Source organism: Nostoc sp. DedQUE12b (genome assembly GCF_034530835.1).
GTDB lineage: Bacteria > Cyanobacteriota > Cyanobacteriia > Cyanobacteriales > Nostocaceae > Nostoc.
In genome coordinates, this window is the sequence record NZ_JAVRCI010000033.1 from 1 (window position 1) to 14,136 (window position 14,136).

Genomic DNA, 14,136 nt, shown 5'->3' on the forward strand with positions numbered 1-14,136 from the left:
TTTTTCTTTCCCTTTTCCCTTTCCCCTTTTCCCCAAAACCCGAGAAGTATTGGGGCAAGATGCCCACCCCACAATATTGGATAATTTATTTCTCGGAATTCCCTATCTTTGTTTTAAACTGTCGCGTTTACACTTTGCATTTTTTAAATTTGGAGAAAAGCTTCAAATCCTCTCCCCGTAACCGTATCTATATTAAAGGGGAAAATTAAGAGCTTTACAGGTTAGCTAAAAACTTCACCTTACTGTTATTTATTGCGTTGTATTGGGCACGTTAAATATAGAGTTTAGCACGTATACATATATGCCTAACCAAGATACAACACGTCGTTTGCGTCTTCAAACCATTAGTCAAGATGTTACTTCATTCCACGGTTTGCAAACTGTGAGCAACTACGATACAAGCCGTTCTAATGCCTCTGTTGCAAACATTCAGCAAGCTTATCAAGCAATGTTGGCATTGCAACAGGCTGAAACTGAGAAACTAGCTTTATACCGTGCTGCTGTTGATGCTGCTCGATTGGCAGAATGGGAATTTCACAATGCTGTATTAGCTATGAAAGAAGTTGTACGCGGACAATATGGTTCAGATAGCGATCAAGCCCAAGCGGTTGGACTAAAGAAAAAATCAAACCGCAGGCGTCCCACTCGCAAAAAGTCGGTTGCAGTTGCAAGTTAACTAACTTAACTAATCAAGTCAAGTTTAAATTAATAGTTAAGCAAGTTCGTAGTAAGGACTTTAGTCCTTATTTTCTAAACATTAAAGTCTTTACTACAAACTTTCAAAACTTATCAAGCGATCATTCCCTCTTCGATGTTATCTGTGCCAGTGCGAATCTCGTCGAGATTTTCCGGTAGAAATCCACCTGCTTGCATTTTCCATAATCTGTAGTAAGCGCCGCCGAGTGCCAGCAGTTTGGTGTGGGAACCTTCTTCGATAATCCGACCTTTGTCGAACACCAGAATTCTATCTAGATGCACGATAGTAGATAATCGATGAGCTACTACAATGACCGTTTTCCCATTCATTGCTAAGTCGAGGGTATCCTGGATCGCTTTTTCGGTGATTGAATCGAGGCTAGAGGTGGCTTCATCTAAGATCAGAATCGGCGCATCTTTGAGGATTACCCGCGCGATCACAATGCGCTGTCTCTGCCCTCCAGACAACTTGACACCACGTTCGCCCACCAGAGAATTGTAACCATCCTTACTTTGGACGATGAAATCGTGAGCATGAGCCTTTCGCGAAGCCTCCATTACTTCCTCATCGGTTGCATCCAAGCGTCCGTAACGAATATTTTCTAGCAAAGTGCGATGAAACAAAGACGGATCTTGGGGAATCAAACTGATCTGAGCGTGTAAAGCATCCTGAGTCATATCTCGAATATCGACCCCATCAATGATAATCTGTCCAGATTGTGGGTCGAATAAACGCAGAATCAGATTGACAAAGGTGGATTTTCCAGAGCCGGATAAGCCCACCAGTCCGACACGCTGTCCCGCTTGGATAGTGACAGAAAGGTTGTTGAAAACTTTTTTCTCTTCTGTGTAGTTGAAATTCACCCGGCGAAACTCAATCTTACCTTGAGTGATTGAGTGGGCGATCGCTTTCTCGCGATCGACTAATTCGTGGGGTTGAACGATGGTGAAAACACCATTGGCGACATTCCCAACATGTTCAAAAAATTCCAGAAAACGGCGGCTCAAATTGCGGGCTTCACTAATGATCAACAGTGATAAGCTAGTTGCTACAACAAAGTCAGCAGTAGCGATCGCTCCTTGACTCCAGAGAGAAAGCGAGTAATACAGTGTGCTAATTTTCAGAATAGCTGCTGAGATGAACTGAAACCAGCGAATTCGCTCTGAGTACCAGTTGGACTCTCTCACGTGTTTGAGTTCGCGCCTTAATTGCTCATTCAAATAACGTCGTTCAAAACCAAAGCGAGCAAACAGTCGGCTACTAGTGAGATTTGTGACTGTATCTACAATGATGCCAGTTGTCTCACTTCTGGCAGCTGCGGCTTTCCTGGAGTAAAATCGGCAGCGAGTTGCCAGCCAAAACGAAATACTGATGAAGAGAACTGCCCATATTCCCACGAGTGCAGCCAGTGGAGGATAGGCGCGATACAGTAACATCGTGGCGACGATATACACAACAATTACTGCCATAAATTCACTAATCAGCATTTGCATCGTCTGGGTAACACCTAGAGAAGTTTCGCTAATCCGATGTGCCAATGCCCCGGAAAAACTGCTGCTTAGGTAGCGATGCGAATGGTGTTGTAAATAGGCATATAGCGATCGCACAATGTGCTGTCGGTGGATGGGATGGAGAATCGTTTGCAAGAGTCCAGCCGAGCGCCCAAATACCACTTCACCCACACTCAAGCCGATGAACAACATCAAGGGTTGCTTCATGGCATCAAAAATGGGCTTGCTGTCCCCGGTTGATCGCGTCACGCCCCGGATGATCTCGCCAATAGCATAAGGCAACATGATGCCGCAAGTTGCGTGTATTACCTCCAGGATCACCAATAACACATACCACCAGCGAAACTGGTTAACAAAATAGCAAATGAACCTAAATGGAGTTGATGGTAAATCTGGTGCATCAGGAGCACGTTGAAAGGATTTGGATTGTCTAGCTTTTTTCGTCATTAAAGTCGATCTCTTAGCATCATTTTAACTTTTCTACTAGATAAAAATGGACGACTAGATAAGCCGTCCGATGGCATTAGAGACTTTTAGAAGTACTCTACTAATGGTCTATCAACCCAAAAATGCGGATGAAGGCTGGGGAAAGGTTAAAGGTTAAAGGGGAACGGATAAAACACTTTTGAAAGCTGGGGAAAGGTTAAAGGTTAAAGGGGAACGGATAAAACACTTTTGAAAGCTGGGGGAAGGGATAAAACACTTTTGAAAGCTGGGGAAAGGTTAAAGGTTAAAGGGGAAGGGATAAAACACTTTTGAAAGCTGGGGAAAGGTTAAAGGTTAAAGGGGAAGGGATAAAACACTTTTAACCTTTACCCCTTCCCCTTTACCCAGCCAAGTTCCCTTGTAACCTTTATCCAGCCAAGTCACGAAAGCGAACTACTAGACCATAATTTCTTTTGGTGTGATTGCAGCATAGACATCAGGTGGGAGTAACGCTTCCTGAATGTTGATTTTCTTTGGTATTACACCCTCGTCAAAAAACAAATCTGCCACACGTTGTTGTTCTTTAATTAGTGCAGGGCTGAGTCCTCTGCGTCCTGCGAAAGTACGCCGAGACATCGCTATTTCTACCACATCTGGATCGAGCTTTTGTTCGGTAATCATCAATTTGGCAACTTCGCCTCGATTTGCCTCTGCCCATTTGTCGAGCTTATTAAGCTCTTCAATGATAATTTTTAGCAAGCCAAGATTTTCCTCGGCAAATTTTCTGTCAGCAATATAATAGCCACCAGGAGAATCTAGCCCAACAGAATCTTTAAGCACTCGAATTCGACCCATCTTTTGAGCGATCGCATAGTGCGGATCTCCTGTCATCCAAACTGGAATTTTACCTTCGATAAAAGCAGCCCGCGCTTCGATAGTCGGCAGACTTCTGACTTTAATATCTTTGAGCGTCAAGCCGATTGATTGCAACGCTCTGATAATAAAGTAGTGCGATGCCGAGCCTTTTTGAAAGTAAACTTCTTGACCCTTGATATCCTCAAACTTCTGAAGGGGAGACTCCGGTGGAACAGCAATAACGCTACTTGTCCCCGTTCTTCGGTTTCTTTGTGTACCGACTACATAAACAAGTTTTGAGCCAGCCACTTGTGCAAAAATTGGTGGTGTTTCTCCCACCGATCCCACGTCAACTTTTCCCGCGGCCATCCCTTCCATCAGTTGTGGCCCTTGGACAAATTGCGCCCATTCTACCTTAATTCCCAACGGTTCCAAACGTTTTTCTAAAACTTTCCGATTTCGGAAAAGATCCCCCGCACTCTGATATCCCATGCGTAGAACTTTAGTTTTTATCCCAAGGGAACCTTCATTGGCATTAATACTGTTTGTAAAAGAAGATTGTTGGCTTTGTTCGCTACAACTTCCTAACAGATATGCCATAGAAAATCCACATAGCCCGGAAGTAGCAGAATGAAGAAAACGACGGCGTTTAATCATAGCTATTTTATCCATGAGATATTTCTGATTTGAGTCATTTGTCATTTGCCATTAGTCATTTGTCATTTCCATAATTTCTAACGAAGAGAATCTCCTCTTCGGTATTCGGCGGTTATGTCGTCTAACTTTTGTTTCAAATTGTCGTCAAGTTTTAGTTCTACCGCCTTGAGGTTGTCAGCAAGTTGTTCTGGACGGCTAGCGCCAATGATCGGGGCAGTGATAATGGGATTAGATAATACCCAAGCCACTGCTAGGGTGGTGAGGGAAAATCCAGCGAGATCCGCTACCGTGCGTAAATCTTCGACAGTATTGAACTCGCGATCGCGCCAGTAGCGTTCTTGATAACGTTCTGCGGCAGCACCTAGCGTAAAACGCGTACCTGATGTGGGGCCTTGAGTAAAATTGTGTTTACCTGTAAGTAGACCACCCGCCAATGGATTGTAGGAAATTACACCTAATCCTTCTTCTTTCGCCAGGGGCAATAGTTCTCGCTCAATTTCGCGGAATAACAGGTTGTAGCGGGGCTGAATTGAGATGAACTTGGTTAAATTGCGCGTCTCAGCACGACCCAAGGCGCGCGCGAGTCGGTAGGCTAAGAAGTTGGAAACCCCGATGTAGCGCACCTTACCAGCACGAACCACTGCATCCAGCGCTTCCAGAGTTTCATCAAGGGGGGTTGAAGCATCGTCGGAGTGCAATTGATATAAATCGATATAATCAGTTCCCAGTCGTCGCAGGGAAGCATCAATCGCATCCAAAATATGTTTACGCGAAGCCCCCTGATCCCAAGGTGCAGGGCCAACTCGACCAACGCACTTGGTAGCTAAGATAAAATATTCGCGTTTGCCTTTGAGCCAGCGCCCAACGATTTCTTCAGTGCGTCCCGCAGTAGCAAGCCCACCACCGAGGGGATAAACGTCGGCTGTATCTAAAAAGTTGATACCGCCATCGGCCGCAGTGTCGAGGATTTGCCTGGAAGTTTCTTCGTCGGTCTGCAAACCAAAGGTCATAGTGCCGAGACAAAGACGCGAAACGGTCAATCCAGTTTTACCGAGATTGGTAGTTGGTAAGGTCATAAAAATGTTGTTAATAGAGAAAGCGTGGAAATTTTTAAATAGAATGCGACGTGCGTTCCGCTTCGCTAACGCAAAACTAAAACCCTGACACATCGACTAAGCCATGATTTTTAAGGTGTAAACCAATTTAACCAACCTTCCCAGTTTTGGACGATCGCAGCAAATTCTGCATAACCATCTGCTTTTGGGTGAGCGCCATCATTAGCTTTTGCTTCTGCTAGCCAGATTGGTGACTTCACCAAACTAGAAAACACATCAAGATACGGAACATCTAGTTCATTACAAACCAACGCGAATTCCTCTGACAGATTTGCAAGAATTTGATTTCTTTTTTCTTGATCGACATCACCACAGGGTGGCGGACTAACCATCAAAATCGGATAGAGTTGCTTTGCTTGGCTTAAGATACTGCGAGCATTTGCGATCGACTCTGAAAGTTCGATTCCTTGCTGTTTACCCGCCCATCCTGAATCGTTTGCCCCAAAGGAAAACACTACTCGACCATCGGATTCTTTTGGGAGACGATAAGAGACTTCCGAGTACCAACGTTGTTTGAGATACCGACTCGTCTCTGCCCGCACGCCCAAGTTGTAATGGGTGATAGCGTATCCTCTTGACTCAGCATTGCGGCACACTCTACCTGTCCAACCCAGAAACTCTGGATCGCCTGTGCCATTGACAAAAGATTCACCAATAAAACAAATTCTGATTTCTTTGCGAGAATCTGACATAATTCAACTTAATTCTGCCGAAAAAGCTCGGTTTTGCCTTGAGAAGAAGCATTATGTTCATGATTCTAGAAGATATTAATATATTGTTATGTTAGGCAGGCAGGACGCTGCCTACCCCACTGAATATTGCAAGTTAGTTTTTGAACATTTCACCTCAAGCAACTACAGAAATTTCACCTCAAGCAACTACAGAAATTTCACGCCGATTCTGGGAAATTAGCCACTGTTGTAACTTCGGATCGCCGTATACTTCATCTGCAATAAAATGATCGCCTTCCGGTAGCACTGTCAAATCGACTTTCCCCCCGACTTTGCGTAAGCGCTCAACAAAATTCTCTGTATCCTCAATCGGCAGATTTTTATCCTGTCCACCTTGGAATATCTGAACGGGAATGTTTTTGAGTACAGCTAGTTCGCTTTCTGCTAATGTTTTTGGTACACGTCCAGATACAGGTACTAAACCTGCGAAGCGATCGGGATGTAAAGCAGCGATATGCCAGATACCCGCAGAGCCTAAGCTGAACCCGGCTAATATCACCCGCGCTGGATCGACGGGTTGGGAAACAATCAGTTTATCAAGCAAAGTAAGCACATCATCTGCTCGATCTGCCCAAGTCTGTTCGGCCAGAATTTGGGGTGCAGCAAAGACATAAGGTAACGAGTTGGATAAATCCACGAAACGAGGTAGACCCCATTTTAGTAGCACATTCAAATCCGTCCCGCGATCGCGTCCTCCGTGCAGAAAAAGTACTAAGGGCGCAGGTTTGTTGGCATTGTCAGAAACAGGCGAGAAAAGATAAGGCAAGGAACCATTGTTGGTGTCGTGAGAGCGTTGTTCAACAGGCATTGTTGTGACTCCTAATTTGATTTGGGGATTGGGCAGAGGGGCAGGGGAGCAGAGGGGCAGGGGAGCAGAGGAGAAAAACATTACTGCAACTTCTCTTCTGCTCCCTCATCTCGCCTTTTACCCTACTCAGTGCTAAGTCCTAAGTCCTGAGTGAATTAAGAAGTACTCAGCACGGGCTAAACGCCCCGCTACCGCTAACGAAACTCAGCACTCAGCACTTAGCACTCAGCACTCGAAACTCAGCACTCTTTATGCCACTACTAGGCTCTTGTCCACTTGTTTAAATTCGGTGTTACTTACCTTGGATTCGATCGCTGTACCCTTGAAGAAATCGGGGTTAGCTTGGGTGTAAAACTTGTAGGGATTAGCGAATACATAGGATTTGAAGTCGGCTTCGGTCAGGACGCCTTCTTGAACCAAATCCCAGCTTTCAGCCAAGGGGGAGGTGAGGTCTGGTACATCCCAGTGACCAACATCGGAGGAATAGATAGCGTTGATTTTGACTCCCAAGGGATTGGCTTTGTCGTTGAATGCCGTAGCGATCGTGCGATCGTCGGACTCGGAACCAAAGAAGAAACTATTCACCCAGCGATCGCGGATGTCTTCAATTGTTTCAATACCTGCGGCGGCAAAATCATCTAATTCGCTACCAATCGGCGCACGGCTATGACGGCTGAATGAAGCTCCCAGTACAGTCTTGGTCAATTCGTCCTTATCGAGGGAATGCCCTTGAGTAACTTCTGCACCGTAGCGCTCAAATATTTCAAACAACTCATCGGCATTCGTCAATGCTGGATTGTAGTTTTCCAGTGCTTTGATATTGCGCTTCAAGAAACGATCTACCAAATGGATGTAGACACGCGCACCCCAATCTGCGCCACCTTCGAGCATCGCTACACGCAACTGCGGGAAACGCTTGGTAACACCGCCGAAGAACAGCGCTTTCGCAAATGCTTCCGAACCATCGGCGAAGTGACCGATATGGTTGTTCATGTAATTACTGATGGAAGAGCGGCCAGTCCAACCCTGACTGCCATAATGGGTGGTGACGGGTACGCCAAGTTCCACGACCTTGGCCCAGAAAGGATCGTAGTCGTATTCACTATCTAGTCCGTAGAAGTCGATATAAGAAGCATACTTGGCGATTTCGGGGAATTTATCGGCTGGATATTTATCAGCGATCGCTTTGATTGGCCGTTTTACACCGCCAGTAATATTAATCACCTTTAAGCCCAGTGTTTTCACGGCAAACTCTAGCTCCTCAATGCCTTCTTGGGGAGTAGTTAAGGGAATGCCAGCAACCGGTGTCAAGCGATCGCTATATTTCCGGTAAATATCAGCATGATAGTGATTGACCGCGCGTTGCAGTGCTTGACGATTCTCTGGGCTAGCTCCAGCTGGTGCTAAGACATTATTGGGAAATAGCACCGAATAGTCCGATCCCTGTTCCGCCTGACGCTCATAAAGCAATCCGGGGAGAGTATAAGTGGCGAGATCCAATGTATTTTTGGTAACTCTAGCCCACCAAGGCGATCGGATTGTGCGGTTATATTGACGTTCTTCAGGAGTTTGTTGATACCAGTCTTTACCGTTGCTCTTAGAGTTAAGACGGGAAGCTTCCGTCTTACGTAACTCATCTACAAGTTTCACACCGCCGTACTTAGCGATATAATCCTCAAAAGCTGGCGTGAAATCATTGGTGTGAACGTCGGTGTCGATTACTGGATAATCAAGGGTTGCTCTGATTGCAGCAGAGCGTGAGGTCTTCAATCGGCTATATTCAGTCATGTTTTTTTCCTTGCCTACGGCACAAAAATTACAGAGTTTTTCAGCATCAATGCTGCTATTGACAAATAAATTTCCTGTAGAGACGGCGATTTATCGCGTCTCCCTACAATTTTCTGTAAGGCGGCGATCTACAGAAAGTACGGTTTAAAAGGTATGGCATAAGCATCCGTGAAAAATTCATTTACGCCACCACCAGGTTCTTATCCACTTGTTTGGCAGTAAAACCATTGCCCGGTCGAGGCAATCCCAGATTTTCACGCAAAGTACTGCCCTCATATTCGGTACGGAACAGTCCGCGTTTCTGCAAGATGGGGATGACCAAATTAACGAAGTCGTCCAACCCTGTAGGTAGGATTGGCGGCATAATATTGAAGCCGTCTGCCGCACCGTTGATGAACCATTCTTCTAGCTGGTCAGCAATACTTTCGGGACTACCAATTATGGTGCGATGACCCCGCGCCGTAGCGACAGAGAGATATAACTGGCGCAGCGTGAGATTGCCGCGATTTACGAGATCCGTCAGCAACTTCAGGCGGCTCTTACCACCGTTGGTATCACTGGGCAAAGGTGGGGCGAGATCGTCGAGTGAATAGCCGGATAAATCGATGCCCTTATAACGCGTTTCCAGTAAACCCCATGCTACCGATGGGTGAATTAGCGATTGCAGGAATTCGTATTTTTCTTGAGCTTCTTCTTCAGTGCGGCCAATCACCGGGAACACACCCGGCATGATTTTCAAATCGTCCAGTTGGCGGCCATATTTAGCCAACCGACCTTTCACATCAGCATAAAATTCCTGTCCGTCTTCCAGTGTTTGGTTAGCAGTAAAAATAACTTCAGCAGTTTTTGCCGCCAGTTCACGGCCGACTTCTGAAGCACCAGCCTGCACAATCACCGGATAACCTTGAGGCGGACGACCGACATTCAAAGGGCCTTTGACAGAAAAATGTTTGCCTTTGTAGTTGAGTGTATGCAGTTTATCTGGGTCGAAATAGACACCAGATTCTTTGTCTCGGATGAAAGCATCATCTTCCCAGCTATCCCACAGACCTTTCACTACTTCCACAAACTCTTCGGCGCGTTCATAGCGCTGGCTATGCTCTAGATGCTCATCACGGCCGAAATTACCTGCGGCATTCTCATTACCTGTGGTGACTACATTCCACGCTGCTCTACCGTTACTCAGATAGTCTAGCGAGGCAAACTTACGTGCAAGTGTGTAGGGTTCTTCATAAGTGGTTGAAGCGGTAGCAACAAAGCCAATGTGTTTGGTTAATTGGGCCAGTGCAGAAAATAGTGTCACTGGCTCAAACTTAGCTAATTTACCGTTGCGCTTCTGCACCTCTGGTTCACTATTGTCTTGTAGGCTGGGGCTATCGGCTAGGAAAACTGCATCGAACAAGCCGCGTTCGGCGGTTTGGGTAATTTCCTTGTAATGCTCGAAATTTAGCCCAGCATCTGCTTGTGAATCGGGGTGACGCCAAGCCGCGATGTGGTGGCCGGTGGCTTGAATGAATGCGCCTAAACGAAGCTTGCGTGTTGTGCTCATATCTTTTTTTACAGTGCGATAGTTAATTGCTTTTCATGTGTGCTGAAGCACGGTGCAGATATGAAAAGTCATTTACGCCAACACCAATCTTTCATCTAGTTGTTTAGCAGCAAAACGATTGGCCGGACGACGCAATCCCAGGTTTTCGCGCAAGGTACTGCCTTCGTATTCGGTACGGAACAGTCCGCGTTTTTGGAGGACAGGAACGACTAGATTAACGAATTCATCCAATCCTGTGGGAAGGATTGGCGGCATGATATTAAAGCCATCGGCTGCACCGTTGTTGAACCATTCTTCTAACTGGTCGGCAATGGTTTCGGGAGTACCAAGTATGGTGCGATGACCCCGTGCAGTAGCAAGAGAGAGATACAGTTGGCGCAGTGTGAGAGTGCCACGAGTAGCCAAATCTCTGACTAGTTTGAGACGACTTTTGTTAGTGTTGGTGTCGCTGGGTAGTTCGGGAGCTACATCATCTAAAGAATATTTCGACAAATCCACACCCTTGTAATAGTTCTTTAAAATTCCCCAGGCGACATCGGGATGGATTAACGATTGCAAGAATTCGTACTTCTCTTGAGCTTCTGCTTCGGTACGGCCAATGATTGGGAAAGCACCAGGCATGATTTTGAGATCGTCTGGCGATCGCCCATATTGTGCTAGCCTACCTTTGACATCAGCATAAAACTCTTGGGCATCGGCTAGGGTTTGATTGGCGGTGAAAATCACCTCGGCAGTCTGTGCAGCCAAGTCCCGTCCCGATTCGGAGGCTCCAGCCTGAACAATCACCGGATAACCTTGGGGCGGACGACCAACGTTTAAAGGGCCTTTTACAGAGAAATATTTGCCCTTGTGGTTCAATGTATGCAGTTTATCCGGGTCGAAATAGACACCAGACTCTTTGTCACGGATGAAAGCATCGTCTTCCCAACTATCCCATAGACCTTTCACCACTTCCACAAACTCTTCAGCTCGTTCATAACGCTGGCTGTGTTCCGGGTGATGCTCAAGTCCAAAATTACGTGCAGCATTCTCATTGCCTGTAGTGACTACATTCCACCCAGCCCGGCCCTTACTCAAGTAGTCTAGGGAAGCAAACTTACGTGCCAAGGTGTAGGGTTCTTCATAAGTAGTCGAGGCGGTGGAAATGAAGCCAATGTTTTGGGTTACAGAGGATAAGGCCGAGAAGAGGGTGACAGGCTCAAAATGGGCAATTTTACCATTGCGATGCTGAGTTTCTGGAGCGCCGCCCCAAACTCCTGGACTATCTGCCAAGAAAACTGCATCGAATAAGCCGCGTTCGGCGGTTTGGGTAATTTCCTTGTAATGCTCGAAATTCAATCCAGCATCTGCTTGTGAATCGGGGTGTCGCCAAGCAGAGACATGGTGTCCGGTAGCTTGAATGAATGCACCTAAACGAAACTTGCGTGTTGTACTCATATATTTTTCTTTTCTTATAGTGCGTTAGCGTACCCCTGCGGGGAAGCAAGCTACGCGGAGCGTCTCGTAGAGAAGCTTAGGGTCGGTATCGCTGATTTGCGCTACGCCAGTTATGATTACTGCTGCTACGAAAGGTTGGCAATTCCTAACTGCTCAAATGCATTACACATTTTGATCAAACCCACATTATTAAGTGGCAAGTGCTTATGAAAAGACGACAGCATCATGGTTTTAACCACTGATATACGTCCAAAAAATCCTCCGATGGCATATCGATAAAATCTTTTCCCCGTAAAACTTTGAGGTATTGGTGTCAGCCATTCAAGCATTCACCTCTTGCTAGACACTGAATGTCGTCATGCAAAGATTTTCTAGTAACTCGCCGTTCAGTTACCTACTAATTGCTCAAAAATCAAATAACCTAACTGTAAGTCAGGTTAATCCCACAGCAGAATTAGGAATGCTGCTGTTTGGCGCTCTAACTACCATAAATTTATCTAGTAATTTTACCCACCAGATAGAGCCTACACAATAAATACAAAAAAAGATGTGTTGGAAATCACAATAATATGGAGAACTAATTATTAGTTTTCCGAATATTAAGTATTACAAACTAATTATTTACTGAGTATATAGTTATTTATGGTACTGAAAGCTTATTACACAGTTCTCTAGGTTCCTTCGACCGAATGACACTAAGTTTAAGATATAGCCCTAGCCCTGACTGCTTCCCAGGCTCGAGGCTGGGAATCCATCCTGGGAGGCTCTGCCTCCAGTGGCTACGATTAGATAATTAGAATTCAGCACAGACAGAACTCTTAAATTTTAAAATCTACTTGCATGGGAGCGAAATATGCATGAGGGCAAACTACTTGAGCCTGTTTCCAAAATTGTTAGACCAAAGCTAGTTAAACCGACGAGCCAAATGCTTGGAGAGAATGCTGGAAAAATTAAGATGTTTCTAGACTTGTCCCTGTCAAGATTGGTCTGTGATTGATTTCTTTGTACAAGCACTACTGGCTGATTCTATTAATTATCAGTTTTGCCCGTCTCTACTTCCTAACTATTTGACCTAAATCCTTACAAAACTTTTTGGTTTACTTACTTTAGACGTATTTACTAAACAAGAATATGAACAGCAAATCTTAATAAGTTTTAATAGAAAATAATCCGGAAGAAATAGATTTAACCCCAAAGCTACGTGTTACATTTAACCTGTTGTTAACCTATCGCTTGATTGAGCTATTGGGTAATCGAGGAAATGGCTAAAAGTATCAGTAATCACGAAAAATTAAATCCGTGGGGTAAAATCTCATCTGACTTAATCTCTACACAACAAAGTAATAAAGCTAATCATAATACAACTAAAGCGATGGCAGAGTCAACGGAGTCACAGCCTTCAGCTGGCTTGCAAATAGTTCATTTAACTGCCGGGCGCGTGCGACTCCGGACTACTGACAGTAGTCTTAACTCGATATTAAACAACATAGCCCAAGATTTACGCTCCATAGAAGGAGTGAGGGAAGTTAGCGTAAATGAGCAAACGGGTAGTTTGGTAGTTAATTTTGATGAAGATAAGCTCTCATTACCGCAAATTTTAGCGCTAAAATCCGATCTTGATATCCAACTGCCCCAGGCTTCGTCTGATTCACCTAGCAAGACCGATCCCTTTGCAGCTTGGAAATCGCCTTCATTTTGGAAAGAGCAAGGTATTTCCTTAATTCCGATGATGACAGGCTTGGCGGTAACAGGAGGGTTGGGAATTCATGGCTGGGTATCGATTCCAGTTTACATGATTGCGGCGGATGCAACCCGTGGTGTAATTGGTTATCTAGGCTCTCAAGTTTCGACATCAGAAAACAGCAAAAATTCTCATACCAGTTCTGCGATAAAAAGCGATATAAAATTTGAGTCGACACTATCAAAAGAAAAGCGCAAATCTACTATTCAACAAGAAAAGTCAACAAATGTTGATAAGACTAGTGAGGTAGTAGCACCTGCAAAGATTGACTACAGCCTAGTTCATCAAATTCCCGGACGTATTCGGTTGAATGTGCCGAAAATCGCTGAAAATCGAGCCTATGGGCGGCGACTTGAGAGAATAGTGAAAACCGATGCTCAAGTTACAAGCGTGCGTGTGAATTTTGATGCAGCATCGATCGCGATCGCTTATCAGTCTCATGATATTCCATTATCTTATTGGGTGAGTCTGATGGAATTAGCGTTGGAGATAAACCCACCAACAGTAGGGATAACAACGGCGAAACAACCCCTAGAAGAAGTTAGTCAGACTCCTGAAATTACAGACGCAACAACGACAAATCATACTACTCAAGTTAGTCAGACTCCTGAAATTACAGACGCAACAACGGCAAATCATACTACTCAAGTTACTCAGACGGCTGAAGTTACAGACGCAACAACAGCAAACCAAACAACTCTAGAGTTATCTAGTCCGTGGACTAACTTAAAATCGCCTGCGATGTCATTGTCATTAGGTATGATGGCGAACTTACCCTTGGGAACTTAAATATACAGTTTCAAATTGCGGAATACTGGAGG

The 14,136-nt window shown here is 45.1% G+C and carries 12 protein-coding genes; 3 read left to right on the forward strand and 9 right to left on the reverse strand.

The features are described 5' to 3' along the window. Positions 1-301: 301 nt before the first annotated feature. Positions 302-676 (forward strand): hypothetical protein, encoded by a 375-nt coding sequence (locus tag RMY16_RS17270; RefSeq protein WP_322663843.1) that lies wholly within the window; start codon positions 302-304, stop codon positions 674-676. Between the two features lie 113 nt (positions 677-789). Here RMY16_RS17270 and RMY16_RS17275 read toward each other — a convergent pair whose 3' ends face one another. From RMY16_RS17275 to RMY16_RS17315, 9 genes are all read right to left on the reverse strand, one after another. Next, the gene (locus tag RMY16_RS17275; RefSeq protein ID WP_322737433.1) at positions 790-2,655 is read right to left on the reverse strand and encodes an ABC transporter ATP-binding protein; all 1,866 of its coding nucleotides are present in this window, start codon (positions 2,653-2,655) and stop codon (positions 790-792) included. Positions 2,656-3,090: 435 nt separating this feature from the next. Further along, positions 3,091-4,146 (reverse strand): aliphatic sulfonate ABC transporter substrate-binding protein, encoded by a 1,056-nt coding sequence (locus RMY16_RS17280; protein WP_416211682.1) that lies wholly within the window; start codon positions 4,144-4,146, stop codon positions 3,091-3,093. 77 nt (positions 4,147-4,223) lie between these two features. Then, entirely contained in the window at positions 4,224-5,222 is a 999-nt protein-coding gene (locus RMY16_RS17285) for an aldo/keto reductase (RefSeq protein WP_322663837.1), read from the reverse strand. A 110-nt stretch (positions 5,223-5,332) separates the two neighbouring features. Further along, positions 5,333-5,953 carry a GDSL-type esterase/lipase family protein gene (locus tag RMY16_RS17290; protein ID WP_322737435.1) on the reverse strand — a complete coding sequence of 207 codons (621 nt, stop codon included), beginning with the start codon at positions 5,951-5,953 and terminating at the stop codon, positions 5,333-5,335. Positions 5,954-6,131: 178 nt separating this feature from the next. Further along, positions 6,132-6,800, reverse strand: coding sequence for a dienelactone hydrolase family protein (locus RMY16_RS17295; protein WP_322737436.1), 669 nt, complete (start codon positions 6,798-6,800; stop codon positions 6,132-6,134). A 249-nt stretch (positions 6,801-7,049) separates the two neighbouring features. Then, on the reverse strand, positions 7,050-8,588 hold the full coding sequence (locus tag RMY16_RS17300; RefSeq protein WP_322737437.1) for an amidohydrolase family protein: 1,539 nt from the start codon (positions 8,586-8,588) through the stop codon (positions 7,050-7,052). A gap of 181 nt (positions 8,589-8,769) precedes the next feature. After that, the gene (locus RMY16_RS17305) at positions 8,770-10,137 is read right to left on the reverse strand and encodes an LLM class flavin-dependent oxidoreductase (RefSeq protein WP_322737438.1); all 1,368 of its coding nucleotides are present in this window, start codon (positions 10,135-10,137) and stop codon (positions 8,770-8,772) included. A 72-nt stretch (positions 10,138-10,209) separates the two neighbouring features. Continuing rightward, on the reverse strand, positions 10,210-11,574 hold the full coding sequence (locus RMY16_RS17310; protein ID WP_322663828.1) for an LLM class flavin-dependent oxidoreductase: 1,365 nt from the start codon (positions 11,572-11,574) through the stop codon (positions 10,210-10,212). Positions 11,575-11,699: 125 nt separating this feature from the next. Continuing rightward, the gene (locus RMY16_RS17315) at positions 11,700-11,903 is read right to left on the reverse strand and encodes a hypothetical protein (RefSeq protein ID WP_322737439.1); all 204 of its coding nucleotides are present in this window, start codon (positions 11,901-11,903) and stop codon (positions 11,700-11,702) included. A 29-nt stretch (positions 11,904-11,932) separates the two neighbouring features. Here RMY16_RS17315 and RMY16_RS17320 point away from each other — a divergent pair, with 29 nt between their 5' ends. After that, entirely contained in the window at positions 11,933-12,109 is a 177-nt protein-coding gene (locus tag RMY16_RS17320; protein WP_322737440.1) for a hypothetical protein, read from the forward strand. A 726-nt stretch (positions 12,110-12,835) separates the two neighbouring features. Then, the gene (locus tag RMY16_RS17325) at positions 12,836-14,104 is read left to right on the forward strand and encodes an HMA2 domain-containing protein (protein ID WP_322737441.1); all 1,269 of its coding nucleotides are present in this window, start codon (positions 12,836-12,838) and stop codon (positions 14,102-14,104) included. The last annotated feature ends 32 nt before the right edge of the window (positions 14,105-14,136 follow it).

Coding starts and splice junctions, on each gene's coding strand:
- RMY16_RS17295 (WP_322737436.1), bottom strand. CDS start 6,800: ATGCCTGTTGAACAACGCTCTCACGACACCAACAATGGTTCCTTGCCT.
- RMY16_RS17305 (WP_322737438.1), bottom strand. CDS start 10,137: ATGAGCACAACACGCAAGCTTCGTTTAGGCGCATTCATTCAAGCCACC.
- RMY16_RS17275 (WP_322737433.1), bottom strand. CDS start 2,655: ATGACGAAAAAAGCTAGACAATCCAAATCCTTTCAACGTGCTCCTGAT.
- RMY16_RS17290 (WP_322737435.1), bottom strand. CDS start 5,953: ATGTCAGATTCTCGCAAAGAAATCAGAATTTGTTTTATTGGTGAATCT.
- RMY16_RS17300 (WP_322737437.1), bottom strand. CDS start 8,588: ATGACTGAATATAGCCGATTGAAGACCTCACGCTCTGCTGCAATCAGA.
- RMY16_RS17270 (WP_322663843.1), top strand. CDS start 302: ATGCCTAACCAAGATACAACACGTCGTTTGCGTCTTCAAACCATTAGT.
- RMY16_RS17280 (WP_416211682.1), bottom strand. CDS start 4,146: ATGATTAAACGCCGTCGTTTTCTTCATTCTGCTACTTCCGGGCTATGT.
- RMY16_RS17285 (WP_322663837.1), bottom strand. CDS start 5,222: ATGACCTTACCAACTACCAATCTCGGTAAAACTGGATTGACCGTTTCG.
- RMY16_RS17310 (WP_322663828.1), bottom strand. CDS start 11,574: ATGAGTACAACACGCAAGTTTCGTTTAGGTGCATTCATTCAAGCTACC.
- RMY16_RS17320 (WP_322737440.1), top strand. CDS start 11,933: ATGCAAAGATTTTCTAGTAACTCGCCGTTCAGTTACCTACTAATTGCT.
- RMY16_RS17325 (WP_322737441.1), top strand. CDS start 12,836: ATGGCTAAAAGTATCAGTAATCACGAAAAATTAAATCCGTGGGGTAAA.
- RMY16_RS17315 (WP_322737439.1), bottom strand. CDS start 11,903: ATGCTTGAATGGCTGACACCAATACCTCAAAGTTTTACGGGGAAAAGA.